At 44.7% G+C, this 16499-nt stretch carries 9 protein-coding genes, 2 pseudogenes and 1 riboswitch; of the genes and pseudogenes, 8 read left to right on the top strand and 3 right to left on the bottom strand.

Annotated elements, in window-relative coordinates; all coding sequences use genetic code 11:
- Positions 1-79: 79 nt before the first annotated feature.
- The 5 genes and pseudogenes from A4H00_RS01065 to A4H00_RS12060 all read left to right on the top strand — a co-directional run.
- A complete protein-coding gene (locus tag A4H00_RS01065) occupies positions 80-622 on the top strand; it encodes a tRNA (cytidine(34)-2'-O)-methyltransferase (protein ID WP_067086275.1) in 543 nt (180 codons plus the stop codon).
- A 204-nt stretch (positions 623-826) separates the two neighbouring features.
- Positions 827-939, top strand: a riboswitch (FMN riboswitch).
- Positions 940-1048: 109 nt separating this feature from the next.
- Positions 1049-1615 (top strand): annotated as a pseudogene (locus tag A4H00_RS01060) (ECF transporter S component); the annotation flags it as partial.
- 21 nt (positions 1616-1636) lie between these two features.
- Complete coding sequence (locus A4H00_RS01055) at positions 1637-2287, top strand: phosphatase PAP2 family protein (RefSeq protein ID WP_067086272.1); 651 nt, start codon at positions 1637-1639, stop codon at positions 2285-2287.
- A gap of 423 nt (positions 2288-2710) precedes the next feature.
- Entirely contained in the window at positions 2711-8596 is a 5886-nt protein-coding gene (locus A4H00_RS11345; RefSeq protein ID WP_157770967.1) for a lectin-like domain-containing protein, read from the top strand.
- Positions 8597-8693: 97 nt separating this feature from the next.
- Positions 8694-11190, top strand: a pseudogene (locus tag A4H00_RS12060) (LPXTG cell wall anchor domain-containing protein); the annotation flags it as partial.
- Between the two features lie 458 nt (positions 11191-11648).
- On the opposite strand, the gene A4H00_RS01040 reads toward A4H00_RS12060, so the two are convergent.
- The 3 genes from A4H00_RS01040 to A4H00_RS01030 all read right to left on the bottom strand — a co-directional run bounded on the left by A4H00_RS01040 (position 11649) and on the right by A4H00_RS01030 (position 14368).
- Positions 11649-13451 (bottom strand): acyltransferase family protein, encoded by a 1803-nt coding sequence (locus A4H00_RS01040; protein ID WP_067086270.1) that lies wholly within the window; start codon positions 13449-13451, stop codon positions 11649-11651.
- Positions 13441-13869 (bottom strand): MORN repeat-containing protein, encoded by a 429-nt coding sequence (locus tag A4H00_RS01035; protein ID WP_067086268.1) that lies wholly within the window; start codon positions 13867-13869, stop codon positions 13441-13443. The genes A4H00_RS01040 and A4H00_RS01035 overlap by 11 nt, the downstream gene beginning before the upstream one ends.
- A 79-nt stretch (positions 13870-13948) precedes the next feature.
- On the bottom strand, positions 13949-14368 hold the full coding sequence (locus tag A4H00_RS01030; RefSeq protein WP_067086265.1) for a low molecular weight protein-tyrosine-phosphatase: 420 nt from the start codon (positions 14366-14368) through the stop codon (positions 13949-13951).
- A 171-nt stretch (positions 14369-14539) separates the two neighbouring features.
- Here A4H00_RS01030 and A4H00_RS01025 point away from each other — a divergent pair, with 171 nt between their 5' ends.
- The 3 genes from A4H00_RS01025 to A4H00_RS01020 all read left to right on the top strand — a co-directional run bounded on the left by A4H00_RS01025 (position 14540) and on the right by A4H00_RS01020 (position 16496).
- Positions 14540-15052, top strand: coding sequence for a Dps family protein (locus A4H00_RS01025; RefSeq protein WP_418080450.1), 513 nt, complete (start codon positions 14540-14542; stop codon positions 15050-15052).
- 234 nt (positions 15053-15286) lie between these two features.
- On the top strand, positions 15287-15463 hold the full coding sequence (locus tag A4H00_RS11745) for a hypothetical protein (RefSeq protein WP_157770964.1): 177 nt from the start codon (positions 15287-15289) through the stop codon (positions 15461-15463).
- Positions 15464-15467: 4 nt separating this feature from the next.
- Entirely contained in the window at positions 15468-16496 is a 1029-nt protein-coding gene (locus A4H00_RS01020) for an acyl-CoA thioester hydrolase/BAAT C-terminal domain-containing protein (RefSeq protein ID WP_067086259.1), read from the top strand.
- Positions 16497-16499 lie beyond the last annotated feature (3 nt).

Raw genomic sequence — 16499 nt, 5'->3', positions numbered from 1 at the left:
TGAGCCTGACTCCGAGCAGTGTGGCTATTTTTTTGCAATGAGATGCTGATAAGGACCTAAAAGAGTACGAGGAAAATCGATGAATATTGAAGAATTATCTTATCAAGAAGTGCACCCACGCAATCATGTGGTCCTGTTTGAACCACAAATTCCGCAAAATACAGGTAATATTGCCAGAACCTGTGCAGCGACAAACAGCCCCTTACACATTATCAAGCCAATGGGCTTTCCGATTGATGACCGGAAAATGAAGCGAGCTGGTTTGGACTACTGGGATAAACTAGATGTCCGATTTTATGATAGTTTGGAAGAGTTTATGGCTCAGCTAGGAAATGGCAAGGTGCATTTGATTTCTAAGTTTGCTGAAAAGACCTATTCCGATGAGATCTATAATGATCATGCTGACCATTATTTTATCTTTGGTCGTGAGGACAAGGGATTGCCAGAGGACTTTATGAGAAAGCACCCTGAAAAAGCACTTCGGATTCCCATGAACGATGAGCACGTCCGTAGTCTGAACGTGTCGAATACCGTCTGTATGATTATCTACGAGGCCTTGCGCCAACAGGCATTTGCAGGCTTGGACTTGGTCCACCAATATGAGGTAGACAAGCTGAAATAGGATGATAGAATCAGGAGCTGTGTAGAGCAGAGACTTGCCTTGGCAAGTCTTTTTTGGTATCATGGAAGGTAGCTAGTGGAGGTATTCACTAGCTAGTACTCGTCAGCTATTAATCAGCATGGCCTTTAGTTTCCTCTTTTCTAGGTTTGGAGTGGGGGATACGCCAAGTGGAGTGAGAAGTCTACCTGTTGATAGTTGGTGAGGAACAGTCTTCGGGGCAGGGTGCAATTCCCTACCGGCGGTGATAGTCCGCGAGCGAAAGCCGATGTGGTGAAATTCCACAACCGACAGTATAGTCTGGATGGGAGAAGACGGAGAACAATTGATTTGTAGCTGACAAGGCGAGGAAGGCTAATATATGCTTTCTGCTGCTTTTGATAGGTGCAAAGGATTGCTTTCCCACTTCTCTAATTTGTTAAAAATTGGAGGAAGAAGATGACACATACACGTAAAATGGCTTTGATTGCCATTCTCTCAGCAGTTTCTTTTCTGCTTATGTACCTAAAATTTCCCTTGATTCCGTCCGCGAGTTTCTTGGAAATTGACTTTTCCATTATTCCGATTTTGATTGGAATGTTGGCCTTAGATTTAGGGTCTGCTTTTACCATTTTGTTGATACGGACAGTTCTTAAGTTCTTGTTCAATAATAGCGGTCCGTCAACAATAATTGGTTTGCCGATGAATATTGTTGCTCTTGCTGTATTTCTGCTTGCTTTCTATGCGATTTGGAGCAAAAAACAAACGATTCAGCAGTATGTACTCGCAACGATTGTTGGCAGTGTCGGCTTGACACTTGCCATGCTCGTTTTGAATTATATCTACGCCATTCCGGCCTATGCTGCATTTGCAAATTTTGATATTCGTGAGATAATCGGTGTCCGCAATTACCTAGTTGGAATGGTGTTGCCGTTTAATCTTTTGCAAGGCCTGCTCTTTTCGGTGCTGTTTTATCTGGTGCATCGTGCTAGCCAACCGATTTTAAGAAAAGGATAGAAATAAGAACCTCATTCTTGTATGAAAAATAAATCATTATACTTTCGAAATGCTTCTTTTACGGCTCTTTTATTTGTTATTCTAGGATATGGTGTGAAATTTTATCCTCAACAATTGGTGGGCTTTGATAGGAGCATTCAAACAGCTCTGCGTGGGGATTTCCCAGCGCTTGCTACTCGGTTTTGGACCACGGTTACCTTGCTAGGTAATGTAACGGTCTTGCTACCAATTAGTTTGCTCCTTGCCTTCTTTTGTTATAAGAAGAAATGGAAAGTGGAAAGCTATTTTGTTCTTGCTAGTTTTGCGGTGATGGGAGTCCTATCGACAGCCCTGAAATATGTCTACCAACGCCCAAGACCGAGCATTGAATGGCTGATTGATACAATTGGGTATTCCTTTCCAAGTTGGCATGCAGCATCGACCTTGATGATAGCTGGTGTCTTGGTGATTCTCATTCAGCAACGTCTCAAGCAGCCAATCTTGAAGCGACTAGCGCAGGGAGGCTTGATTCTCCTTGCTAGTTTGGTTGGAATATCACGAATTTATGTCGGTGTTCATTATCCAACGGATATTATTGGTGGCTGGTTAGTAGCCGTCACCCTCTTACAAATCTTATTTCCATTTTATGACCAATTACGGTTTATATGGAGATTTCAAGGAAGACAGAAATAAATGACAAAAGGCTGGCGATATGTCCAGCCTCATTTAATTTCAAAAGTAGCTATTTTGTCTAGAGCTATTTATTGTTATAAAATATAAGGTCTTGAGGAAGTTCGATGGACTGCTTTTCCATTGAGTATACTATCTGGAACATTAAGTACGACAAGGGATCATCCAGTAGATAAAACTAGAAAAAGAGAGGAAGGTGATTTCTGCGAAATCAGGTATTTCCCCTCTTTTTTGTAATAAATGATCTTTTTAGAGTTAGTAGGCCGCTGTGTTTGTCATTATTTTTTAGAAAACACCCCCAGGGGTGCTGAAAACGTTGATTTGAAAACATTTTCAGCAATAAATCCTTTTGAATTTTAAATAGAATCTGCTATAATGATAGAAATAATTTTGAAAAAAATTAATTAATCTAAAAGGATGGAATTTATGAACCGCAAAAAGTTCAATCGTGAATTTGATGAGATTGACCGTAAGAGTCGTGTCAAATTACACAAATCCGGTAAAAACTGGGTGCGAACGGTTATGTCGCAACTAGGTTTGCTACGTGTCTTGGGGAGCAAGAATGCTGCAGAACAAGTCGTTGCAGACATTGATAGTACAGATAGTATTGAGTCAAATGCTTCAGCTTATTTGAAGGCGCTGGTTACTCTTGGAGCCGTCGGGGGAGGGGCGTTATTAACACAAACGCATGCCTATGCTGAAGAAACACCTCAAGTAGAGAAAGAATTACCAGAACAAACAGAAGGTATCGTTGCAGGCAAGGATACAGTTGTCCTATCTAGAGAAGAGGAGGCAACTTCCACTTCTGAGTTGGAGCCTGTTCCTAGCTCAGATACAGAGTCCCTTGTAACAAGTGATACAGCCTCTCTTTCCACAAGCGAATCAGTGAGTATCTCTGCATCGACAAGCGGATCGGTATCTGAAAGTACCTCTGTTTCGACATCGACCTCTACTTCGCTTTCAGCTAGTGAGTCAGTTTCGACCAGTGAGAGCGTTTCGACGACAACCAGTGCTTCAACATCAACCAGTACTTCAGAACCAGTAGCACAATCGGAATCAATCAGTCCGACAAGCGAATCAGTTGCAACGGATGAAGCAGCAAATTCAACTGCCTCTTCAATGTCAGAGGTTTCAGAAACTACCCTTGCTCCAAAGTCTCATTTTTCAGTTGCAGCAGTAGAAGCACCGAAGACTGTATCGGAGGCGATTGCAGCTACAACTTCTATAGCGGCTGTAAATGCGACAAATGCAGCAGTCACAGAGACAACTACAGCTACCGCAACAGCAGATACACCGCGGACTAGAAGTCGTCGCTCACTAGGAACCTTCCGTTCAGTGGATGCAGGTACAGATCGTGCTACTTCAAGCGCCGATTATACGCCGGTTAACCTAGCAAATGCGACTTACGAAAATAGGAAAGTAATGCTCCGTGTTGATCAGAGTAACCAAGATGGTTATTTCTCAACGTATGGGAATGCTCGCCTCATGCCAGATGGGACAGTAACATTGACAGATGCTGCCGGAAGTCAGGCAGGTGCCTATACCTTGAATACCAAGATTTCCATGGATGAGAGTTTCAGCCTTGTTGGGAAAATCAACCTAGGGGATAGCTATGATGGAGTCTATGGGACTCATACAGGGGGAGACGGGATTGCTGCCGTATTCTCAACTGGACGAGTTGGGGAACTTGGAAATGGTACAGCCACTCGAAATGGTGCTGGAGCGAGCCTTGGTATGGGTGGAACAAACTTAAAATATTCATTTGGTTTTAAGCTAGATACCTACCATAATACAAGTACCCCAAACTCAACGAACTATGCAAGTGCAGATCCAAGATTTAGCGCAACCCGCAAAAATGCTACTCAAAATGCTTTTGGTGCCTTTACCCAGTCAGATGCAAATGGTAAGGTTATTACCCTGCAACGAGATACAGAAGTTTTAAATAATCGATTGGATGGAACGTTTAAAGATTATAGAGTTTCTTACAACGGTCAAACCAAGCAATTGACAGTGACCTATGATGGCCAAACATTTGTAAAAAACATCCAAGATTGGTTAAATTTAAGTCGTAGAACGACAGGCGACAGGGCTGGTGAAGAGCAGCTTGCCTTGAACTTGTTTGCCTCTACAGGTAGTGCTTATAATTTACAACAATTTAAATTAGAATCCTTTAATTATACGGCTGGTGGAGCCTTAATCCAAGTGAAGTTTGTCAATGATGCGACGGGAGCTGAAATCCGCGCTGATAAATACTTCTCTGGTCCTGCTGGTGAGACTCGTGATTTAACTAATGATGTAGAGTTGACAGATAGGATTGTTATCAAAGGTGTTGATTATGGTCCACGCTATGAGCTGAAACGGTCAAATATTGCAACAGCTACTGGCCATACTGCTGGAAATACGTTAACGTATAGAGAAGGGATTACCACTGTAACGTATTCTTACTATGACCGTTATAATAGTGTGAGTGAATCACTTGCCACGAGTGAATCCTTGAGTACAAGCGCTAAGCTCAGTGAGAGTGTTGCTACGAGTCAGTCCATCAGTACGAGCGCAAGCGTGTCAGCTAGCCAATTGTTGAGCACGAGCGAGAGCGTCTCTACTAGTCAATCGTTGAGCACAAGTGAAAGCGTCTCAGCAAGCCAATCACTAAGTACGAGCGAAAGTGTCTCAGCAAGTCAATCGTTGAGCACGAGCGCAAGCGTGTCTGCTAGTCAGTCGTTGAGCACAAGTGAGAGCGTCTCTGCTAGTCAATCTCTCAGCACAAGTGAGAGCGTTTCAGCAAGTCAATCGTTGAGTACAAGTGAGAGCGTGTCTGCGAGTCAGTCGTTGAGCACGAGCGAGAGCGTTTCAGCAAGTCAATCACTAAGTACTAGCGAAAGTGTATCTGCTAGTCAGTCGTTGAGCACAAGTGCAAGCGTCTCAGCAAGCCAATCACTAAGTACGAGCGCGAGTGTGTCAGCAAGTCAATCGTTGAGTACGAGCGAAAGTGTATCTGCTAGTCAGTCGTTGAGCACAAGTGCAAGCGTCTCAGCAAGCCAATCACTAAGTACGAGCGCGAGTGTGTCAGCCAGTCAATCGTTGAGTACGAGCGAGAGTGTTTCAGCAAGTCAGTCGTTGAGCACAAGTGAAAGCGTGTCAGCTAGTCAATCGTTGAGTACGAGCGAAAGTGTCTCAGCAAGTCAGTCGTTGAGCACAAGTGCAAGCGTGTCAGCCAGTCAATCGTTGAGTACGAGCGAAAGTGTCTCAGCAAGTCAATCGTTGAGTACGAGCGAGAGCGTCTCAGCTAGCCAATCACTAAGTACGAGCGCGAGTGTGTCAGCAAGTCAATCGTTGAGTACGAGCGAAAGTGTATCTGCTAGTCAGTCGTTGAGCACAAGTGCAAGCGTCTCAGCAAGCCAATCACTAAGTACGAGCGCGAGTGTGTCAGCCAGTCAATCGTTGAGTACGAGCGAGAGTGTTTCAGCCAGTCAATCGTTGAGCACGAGCGAAAGTGTTTCAGCTAGCCAATCACTAAGTACGAGCGCGAGTGTGTCAGCTAGTCAATCACTAAGTACGAGCGAAAGTGTATCTGCTAGTCAGTCGTTGAGCACAAGTGCAAGCGTCTCAGCTAGCCAATCACTAAGTACGAGCGCGAGTGTGTCAGCAAGTCAATCGTTGAGTACGAGCGAGAGTGTTTCAGCAAGTCAATCGTTGAGCACGAGCGAAAGTGTTTCAGCTAGCCAATCACTAAGTACGAGCGCGAGTGTGTCAGCTAGTCAATCACTAAGTACTAGCGAAAGTGTATCTGCAAGTCAGTCGTTGAGCACAAGTGCAAGCGTCTCAGCTAGCCAATCACTAAGTACGAGCGCGAGTGTATCTGCAAGTCAGTCGTTGAGTACGAGCGCGAGTGTGTCAGCTAGCCAATCACTAAGTACGAGCGAGAGTGTATCTGCGAGTCAGTCGTTGAGCACAAGTGCAAGCGTCTCAGCAAGCCAATCGTTGAGCACGAGTGAAAGTGTCTCAGCAAGCCAGTCACTAAGTACGAGCGAAAGTGTATCTGCTAGTCAGTCGTTGAGCACAAGTGCAAGCGTCTCAGCTAGCCAATCACTAAGTACGAGCGCGAGTGTGTCAGCAAGTCAATCGTTGAGTACGAGCGAAAGTGTATCTGCAAGTCAATCCCTCAGCACAAGTGAGAGCGTCTCAGCAAGTCAGTCACTAAGTACGAGTGAAAGTGTATCTGCGAGTCAATCGTTGAGCACAAGCGAAAGTGTCTCAGCAAGCCAATCGTTGAGCACGAGTGAAAGTGTCTCAGCAAGCCAGTCACTAAGTACGAGCGAAAGTGTATCTGCTAGTCAGTCGTTGAGCACAAGTGCAAGCGTCTCAGCTAGCCAATCACTAAGTACGAGCGCGAGTGTGTCAGCAAGTCAATCGTTGAGTACGAGCGAAAGTGTATCTGCAAGTCAATCCCTCAGCACAAGTGAGAGCGTCTCAGCAAGTCAGTCACTAAGTACGAGTGAAAGTGTATCTGCGAGTCAATCGTTGAGCACAAGCGAAAGTGTCTCAGCAAGCCAATCGTTGAGCACGAGTGAAAGTGTCTCAGCAAGCCAGTCACTAAGTACGAGCGAAAGTGTATCTGCTAGTCAGTCGTTGAGCACAAGTGAGAGCGTGTCAGCTAGTCAGTCGTTGAGCACAAGTGCAAGCGTGTCAGCTAGTCAATCGTTGAGCACAAGTGCAAGCGTGTCAGCAAGTCAGTCGTTGAGCACAAGTGAGAGCGTGTCAGCTAGCCAATCGTTGAGCACGAGTGAAAGTGTATCTGCGAGTCAGTCGTTGAGTACGAGCGAAAGTGTATCAGCAAGTCAATCCCTCAGCACAAGTGAGAGCGTGTCAGCAAGTCAGTCACTAAGTACGAGTGAAAGTGTCTCAGCAAGCCAGTCACTAAGTACGAGCGAGAGTGTATCAGCAAGTCAATCCCTCAGCACAAGCGAGAGCGTCTCAGCTAGTCAGTCGTTGAGTACGAGCGAGAGCGTGTCAGCAAGCCAGTCACTAAGTACGAGCGAGAGTGTGTCAGCGAGTCAATCGTTGAGCACAAGTGAGAGCGTTTCAGCCAGCCAATCGTTGAGCACGAGTGCAAGCGTCTCAGCTAGTCAGTCGTTGAGCACAAGTGCAAGCGTCTCAGCTAGCCAATCACTAAGTACGAGCGCGAGTGTTTCAGCAAGTCAATCGTTGAGTACGAGCGCGAGTGTATCAGCAAGTCAGTCACTAAGTACGAGCGAAAGTGTATCTGCTAGTCAGTCGTTGAGCACAAGTGCAAGCGTCTCAGCTAGCCAATCACTAAGTACGAGCGCGAGTGTGTCAGCAAGTCAATCGTTGAGTACGAGCGCGAGTGTGTCAGCAAGTCAGTCGTTGAGCACAAGTGCAAGCGTGTCAGCAAGTCAATCGTTGAGCACGAGTGAAAGTGTATCTGCGAGTCAGTCGTTGAGCACAAGTGAGAGCGTTTCAGCAAGTCAGTCGTTGAGTACAAGTGAGAGCGTCTCAGCAAGTCAATCACTAAGTACGAGCGCGAGTGTGTCAGCAAGTCAATCGTTGAGCACGAGCGAGAGTGTCTCAGCCAGCCAATCGTTGAGCACGAGTGAAAGTGTGTCTGCAAGTCAATCCCTCAGCACAAGTGAGAGCGTCTCAGCAAGTCAGTCACTAAGTACGAGCGCAAGCGTCTCAGCAAGTCAATCACTAAGTACGAGTGAAAGCGTCTCAGCTAGCCAATCACTAAGTACGAGCGCGAGTGTGTCAGCAAGTCAATCGTTGAGTACGAGCGCGAGTGTGTCAGCTAGCCAATCACTAAGTACGAGCGAGAGTGTATCTGCGAGTCAGTCGTTGAGTACAAGTGAGAGCGTCTCAGCAAGCCAATCACTAAGTACGAGTGAAAGTGTGTCAGCAAGCCAATCACTAAGTACGAGCGAGAGTGTCTCAGCAAGTCAATCGTTGAGCACAAGTGAGAGCGTCTCTGCTAGTCAGTCGTTGAGCACAAGTGAGAGCGTCTCAGCGAGTCAATCGTTGAGCACAAGTGAGAGCGTCTCAGCAAGCCAATCACTAAGTACGAGTGAAAGTGTGTCAGCAAGCCAATCACTAAGTACGAGCGAGAGTGTCTCAGCAAGTCAATCGTTGAGCACAAGTGAGAGCGTCTCTGCTAGTCAGTCGTTGAGCACAAGTGAGAGCGTCTCAGCAAGTCAATCCCTCAGCACAAGCGAGAGTGTATCTGCAAGCCAATCACTAAGTACGAGCGAGTGTGTCAGCAAGCCAATCACTAAGTACGAGCGAGAGTGTCTCTGCTAGTCAATCACTAAGTACGAGCGAAAGTGTCTCAGCAAGTCAATCGTTGAGCACGAGCGCAAGCGTGTCTGCTAGTCAATCGTTGAGCACAAGTGAGAGCGTCTCAGTTAGTCAGTCGTTGAGCACAAGTGAGAGCGTCTCAGCAAGTCAATCACTAAGTACGAGTGAAAGTGTCTCAGCAAGCCAATCACTAAGTACGAGCGCGAGTGTGTCAGCAAGTCAATCCCTCAGCACAAGTGAGAGCGTCTCAGCAAGTCAATCACTAAGTACGAGTGAAAGTGTCTCAGCAAGCCAATCACTAAGTACGAGCGCGAGTGTGTCAGCAAGTCAATCGTTGAGCACAAGTGAGAGCGTCTCAGCAAGTCAATCACTAAGTACGAGCGAGAGTGTATCTGTAAGTCAATCATTGAGCACGAGCGCAAGCGTCTCTGCAAGTCAATCGTTGAGCACAAGTGCAAGCGTCTCAGCTAGCCAATCACTAAGTACGAGCGCGAGTGTGTCAGCAAGTCAATCCCTCAGTACAAGCGAGAGTGTATCTGCAAGCCAATCACTAAGTACGAGCGCAAGCGTGTCTGCTAGTCAGTCGTTGAGCACAAGTGAGAGCGTCTCAGCTAGCCAATCACTAAGTACGAGCGAGAGTGTCTCAGCAAGTCAGTCGTTGAGTACGAGCGAGAGCGTTTCAGCAAGTCAATCGTTGAGCACGAGCGCAAGCGTGTCTGCTAGTCAGTCGTTGAGCACAAGTGAGAGCGTCTCAGCAAGCCAATCACTAAGTACGAGCGAAAGTGTCTCAGCAAGTCAGTCGTTGAGCACAAGTGAAAGCGTGTCAGCGAGTCAATCCCTCAGCACAAGCGAAAGTGTCTCAGCAAGCCAGTCACTAAGTACGAGCGCAAGCGTCTCAGCAAGCCAATCACTAAGTACGAGCGAAAGTGTCTCAGCAAGTCAATCGTTGAGTACGAGCGAGAGTGTATCTGCAAGTCAATCGTTGAGCACGAGCGAGAGTGTCTCAGCAAGTCAATCATTGAGCACAAGTGAAAGTGTGTCAGCGAGTCAATCCCTCAGCACAAGTGAAAGCGTCTCAGCAAGTCAATCGTTGAGTACAAGTGAGAGCGTTTCAGCAAGCCAGTCACTAAGTACGAGCGCAAGCGTCTCAGCAAGCCAATCACTAAGTACGAGCGAAAGTGTCTCAGCAAGTCAATCGTTGAGTACGAGCGAGAGTGTATCTGCAAGTCAATCGTTGAGCACGAGCGAGAGTGTCTCAGCAAGTCAATCATTGAGCACAAGTGAAAGTGTGTCAGCGAGTCAATCCCTCAGCACAAGTGAAAGCGTCTCAGCAAGTCAATCGTTGAGTACAAGTGAGAGCGTTTCAGCAAGTCAATCACTAAGTACGAGCGAGAGTGTATTCTGCAAGTCAGTCGTTGAGTACAAGTGAGAGCGTCTCAGCAAGTCAATCATTGAGCACAAGTGAAAGTGTGTCAGCGAGTCAATCCCTCAGCACAAGTGAAAGCGTCTCAGCAAGTCAATCACTAAGTACGAGCGAGAGTGTATCTGCAAGTCAATCGTTGAGCACGAGTGAAAGTGTATCTGCGAGTCAGTCGTTGAGCACAAGTGAAAGTGTATCTGCGAGTCAGTCGTTGAGTACGAGCGAAAGTGTCTCAGCAAGTCAATCACTAAGTACGAGCGAAAGTGTATCTGCAAGTCAATCGTTGAGCACGAGCGCAAGCGTCTCAGCAAGTCAATCGTTGAGTACAAGTGAGAGCGTTTCAGCAAGTCAATCACTAAGTACGAGCGAAAGTGTATCTGCAAGTCAGTCGTTGAGTACGAGCGAGAGTGTATCTGCAAGTCAATCGTTGAGCACGAGCGAGAGTGTCTCAGCAAGTCAATCATTGAGCACAAGTGAAAGTGTGTCAGCGAGTCAATCCCTCAGCACAAGTGAAAGCGTCTCAGCAAGTCAATCGTTGAGTACAAGTGAGAGCGTTTCAGCAAGCCAGTCACTAAGTACGAGCGCAAGCGTCTCAGCAAGCCAATCACTAAGTACGAGCGAAAGTGTCTCAGCAAGTCAATCGTTGAGTACGAGCGAGAGTGTATCTGCAAGTCAATCGTTGAGCACGAGCGAGAGTGTCTCAGCAAGTCAATCATTGAGCACAAGTGAAAGTGTGTCAGCGAGTCAATCACTAAGTACGAGCGAGAGTGTCTCAGCGAGTCAATCGTTGAGCACGAGCGAAAGTGTGTCAGCAAGTCAATCGTTGAGCACAAGTGAGAGCGTTTCAGCAAGTCAATCGTTGAGTACGAGCGAGAGCGTTTCAGCAAGTACTTCGGCGTCAATGAGTGCAAGTGCATCCGCGTCAACAAGTGCAAGTATGTCATTCAATCACCTAGAATCCATGAGTGAACAGCCGTCAGAAAGTCAATCAGAATCAGTGTCGACAACGACCTCTGCTTCTGCGACTAAATCTGAGTCGATTGAATCATTGGCTGCTAAACTACCTCAGACAGGTACGGAAGCAGATAAAGTTGGTCTTCTTGGAGGACTAAGTGCTCTAGCAGCTTTAGTGGCATTCAAACGTAAGAAAAAAGAAGATGAGATTGTAGAAGATTAATAACAATCTATGATGTAGAAGTCAGTAAAAGAGCGATGTGGTTTTGTACCGACCCAAAAAGTTAGACCAAAATCTAACGATAGGGAGGTCGGTACTTTCCTCATTGCTCTTTATATATTTTAAAGTCAGCATACAATAACAAGGTGTATAGAAAAAGTTCCAAAGTCTTGATTGACTCTGGAACTTTTTCTATTTGCAGTTGTTCTGAGTTTGTTCAGCCCATGGTAAATAAACCCCTAGCTCCTCCTTTTTTGCGACTTTATTAGATGCTTCGGAAACTATCTAGTTTTTATTATTGTTCATCTTATTTACTGAAAAAGCGTCTCAAATGATTCACTTCGCCTACTCCATTTTATATCAAAAAATAAATAGCTATTTTTTAAAGTAAATAGCTATTATTATTCAGAAAAAGAAGGCAAGGAAAAATTCCAAGCCTTCCTATATTGTAGATAGTAGTGTTATTTTGTTCTTACAGGCTGTTGCTCGGCCTTTTCTACCGCCGATTGGATAGTTTGGGCAAAAAGTGTTGCGCCATCTGTTGCTAGATTAAAGTGGACAAGGTCGGTATTTGTCCAAATATGCGGATTTTCTTTAGCAACCTTGTACCAGTCTGCAATACCGATGTAGTCATATTTCTCTGCTAGTTGGCGTTCGTACTGTCCGATTTGATAGGCAAGAGCTTGGCCAGAAGCATTATTCCCATCATACGGTGTGACAAAGATCAGCCTGTGCCCTTTTGGAAAACGCTCCACGAGTTCATCAAGCAGCTCCTGATAGTTTTCACTTGTATTCGTTCCTAAAGCAATAACGACATTTTCTTTTAAGGAATGGCTGTTTTGATAGAGCTGAACTAACTTGTCTGCTTCAGATAGGTTTCGACTAACGGCCCCGTCTAGTTGAGCATTTGGCAACAGAGATTGGATGCCTTCGCTAGCTCGAACGCTGACAGAGTCGCCGATGATGGTGATTCCTTTTTCCACATTATAGTCAGTTGCTTGTGCATTTTCAGCTGCAGAACGAGTAGAAATCAGTTGGCGTTCAGCTTGATAGAGATTATTTACGAGAGATTCGCGTTCAAAATTTCCTAATCGTGGCGCAAAAAGGCTGATGCCAAGAGCAGTGAGTGTCAAGATACCGCCAGTTGCCCAGATCCATTTTGTGTACGGATTGAGATCGATTTCGAGCCCCAGCAATTTTCCTTTCCTTCCAGCTAGATAGGGTTCAAGAAGATAGAAGGACAAGGTTGCGAAAATAATTGAAAACAAGAGGGTCAATACGACTGCTAACACATGAGGAAGCAGCTGTGAAAAAATAATGTAGAATGGCCAGTGAAAGAGGTAGACTCCATAGGAAATATTGGAGAGGAAGAGCAAGACAGCCGGCTCCTTGATTTGCTCCGTCTTTTCATGCAAGACTCGAGCGCCATAAATCATGGTAGCTGTGGCTAGACTGGAAAGGAGAAATCCAACTAGATACGTCCAGATACTGTCGAATGTTAAAAAGACAAGGAGTAGCAATTCCACGACCAAACCACCTGCGATGACAGACAGTGACCGCTTCAAGTCCCAGCTGGCCATCACTCTTTCAAATGGGCGAGTCAGTGTGTTGAGTCCTGTCAAACTAGCTAGGATACTCCCCAGAAAGAAGGGGAAGATATGGGTCCATGTTGCGAAGTAAATAGTTGAGAAACTAGTGACAAAAAAACTCGAAACAAACATGGCAAGAAAGCTAATCAAAAAGAGGAAACTAGATGCTAGAAAGACCATCCCTCTTAGATGTCCAATGGTTTTAGCAAATCGTGTCATTCCCCAGATAATGAAAGCCCACAGCAGATAAAACTGTACCTCGATAGCTAGACTCCAAGTGTGGAGAAAGAGGTGGGGGGTGAATTGATTTTCATAGGAACCACCAGCTAAGATTTCAAAGAAATTGGTCATGAAACCTAAGGCTGCCATCAGTTGGCGCCCAATTCCAGCAATAAAATCACTGCGAACGAGTAAAGCAAGCGGTGTTGTGATCAGAAGGGTAAAGACAACTGGCGGGAAAATCCGGTAAAAGCGTCGCTGGAAAAAACCTTTAAAATCGATTGTTTGATGTTTAGCGTATTCATCTAAAAATAGGGCTGTTGTCAGATAACCTGATAGGGTAAAAAAGAGATCTACACCGACAAACCCGCCAGGGAAAAAGGAGATATAAAAGTGATAGAGTAAAACAAAGAGCATACCCATCACTCGGATTGTTGAAAACCATTTAATTCGCATTTTGATAAATTCCTTGCTTGAATGTTCCTTCGTAGACAACCTTTGATTCAGTTGTTAGTTTGCCTTGACCCTCTGCAATGCCATTTTTGAACTCCCCTTCGTAGCTCCAGCCAGCAGCAGAGGTAAAGGTCCCCTTGCCGTTAAAAATGCCATTTTTGAATTGTCCCTCATATTTGTCTCCGTTTTCGAAGGTTAGGGTGCCTTTGCCAGACATTTTACTTGCGACTACGGTGCCATGGTAGGTCATCTTTCCATTGTCAAGGCTGATTGCTTGCTTGATGGGAATCCTACCTAAAAAGACGGACAGAGCACACAGAAGAATCAAAAGAACGCCGCCTTTTTCGATTGTGGATCTGGTGAGATAGGATTTGGTATCTTTTAGGTCTATTGTTTGGAGATAATGTAGTAACCGATTCATGTATTTCCTCTTTCTTGTAGTTCTTTCATTCTATCATTTTTTAGACTTTCTGGCAAAAAAGAGTTCATTAAAAAATCGCCTATAAGAGACGATCCTTCCAAGTAGCACAGCCTTCTGTTACCATCTGATAGGTTTCTTCGAAATCTCCTGTGTACCAAGGGTCAGGCACACTTTCTGTAGCAAAAGGATGAATTTTCGTATGCAATCGCTCTGGTAACATTTTCTTTAAATCGGCGATATTTTGGCTATCCATTCCGATGATATAATCAGCTTTTTCAGCTGTTTCTAGTGTGATTTGCTGGGATTTTTTTTGAGGATTGTAGGGAATGTGGTACTGCTGAAAGATAGCTTGTGTTCCTCTGTGAATCGGATTGCCATGTTCCCATGAAGAAGTTGCACGACTTTCAATAATCAGTTGATCTGTGAGATTTTTCATGACAAATTCAGCCATTGGGCTACGGCAAATATTGCCAAGACAGACGAAGACGATTGTTTTCATAGGTTTCTCCTTTGTTTTATTGATTTCTATTATATCTTATTTTGTCACAAGTTGCCTGCTATTATTTTCTGTGAATCGTGGAACTTTTCTCATAAAGTCTTAAAAGCTTGCAATTTCCTTTTTCTTTATTTATAATGATTATAAATAAGAGAAAGAAGGTATGACCTTATGATGAATCCATTTTACCAATCTCCAGCTGAAATTGCGAGCTTTGCAAAACCTCAAGCAGAACCAGAAACAAAGGCACTGTTAAACCAAGCAGTTGCTGATTTGTCAGTTGCTCACTCTATCTTGCACCAAGTACATTGGTATATGCGTGGACGTGGCTTCCTTGTATGGCATCCAAAAATGGATGAGTACATGGAAGAATTGGATAGCTATCTTGATGAGATGAGCGAGCGCTTGATTACCTTGGGTGGAGCACCATTTTCTACCTTGAAAGAATTTAGCGATAATAGCCAGTTAAAAGAAGTACCAGGTGATTATAGCTTGGCTATGGAAGCACAATTGGGACGTGTTGTAGAAGTTTTCCGTTACCTTGTCGGACTTTTTCAAAAAGGACTAGATGTGACGGATACAGAAGGAGATGATGTGACAAACGACATTTTCAACGGTGCAAAAGCTAGCCTTGAAAAACATATTTGGATGCTGCAAGCAGAGTTAGGACAAGCGCCAGGTTTGTAATAGCGACAACAATCAAAGTCTGAAAAAGGTTGGGGAACCAGCCTTTTTTCTATGTCTTTTTTAGGAGAAATGGATAGTATAGCTAGACGTTTTCCACTGAACAAGGCAAACTTAAAAGTCAGTGAGGATTTTATTTGCTATCATATGACATTTGTCACATTTTTCCATGACAAATCTATCTAGTGAGAAAAAGGAGAAGGAGTATACTAGTAATAAAAAGAAAAGGAGCGTATCATGAAACAGTGGATTGTAAAAGTCATTGTCCTAACCCTTGCAGGAGTTGCTACCTATCACTTTGTAGGGCGACAGTTTGAAGGAGGTTTTCCGTGGGAAGTCTATGCCTGTTGTTTATATATTCGATCAGATGAGTTAGCTGTTCAAGAAACTCATGAAATTACAAAAGGAGGATAAGTAAATGAAACGTTTTTTGCTAGGATTGGTTGTCGTTGTTCTCACAGGGATTCTGAGTATCGTTGGACTACGAATGTGGAACGACCGACAGTATCAACAAGAGGAAATCGGAAGTCTATCTCATTATAGCAATCCCCAAGATATTTCCCTGTATAATACGACTATTGAGGGGGTCACGGTCGAGCATATTGAAGGAAACTATCTCAATGGCTTTTCCTTGAAACCGAAACTTCGCAAGCATGAGGGTGTCATCGTCACATTTGGTGGCTCAGAAGGAAGTCCAGCCTATGAAAGAGCTGTAATGTTAGCCCAAAACGGCTATAGGGTCTTAGCCTTGTTCTTCTTTGGTATGCCCAATCAGCAGGAAACCTTGGTCGACGTACCAGTTGAGTATTATGAAGAAATGGAAAACTATATCCGTAAAGATTTAGGAGAGTCAGGACCTATTACCTTGATTGGGGCTTCAAAAGGAGCAGAGTATAGTCTTCTTCTGGCTTCTTTATATGATTCGATTGATCATGTGGTGGCTTATGCGCCCTCAGGCTATGTCTTTGCAGGATTGGATTTTCAAAATATTTCGTCATCTTGGTCACAAGCAGGAAAACCGATTCCCTACGTTGATATGACTAAGGCAGGTTCTCTTGCTTTGTTTTGGGATTTCGTGACCAAATCACCTATCTCTTACTTGAAATTGTATCAGGCAGCAGTTGATATGGATGAAGAGCGAGCAATGAAACGGATTCCAATTGAGAAAGCTAAAGCAGATATCGTGTTATTTGCAGGAGGGGATGATCAAGTGTGGGAAAGTGGCAAGATGGTGGAGGAGATAAAGGCTCGCCGACCAGATAAGACGATGGTGCACCTTTATCCAGAAGCAGGGCATATATTTGTTGGAAATGGCGTAGCAGATGCAGGTGGAATGTATATGAAGATGGGAGGAACGGAAAAAGCTAACCGAGAAGCGGGAGAAGATAGTGACCGTCGCCTACTTTCGTATTTAGCGAGCTGGCATGCACCAATTGAAAATCAGTAATTC

Source organism: Streptococcus marmotae (genome assembly GCF_001623565.1).
Classification (GTDB): Bacteria; Bacillota; Bacilli; order Lactobacillales; family Streptococcaceae; genus Streptococcus; species Streptococcus marmotae.
The sequence above is the reverse complement of the archived record's forward strand: the minus strand, read 5'-3'. Positions and strand labels throughout refer to the sequence as shown.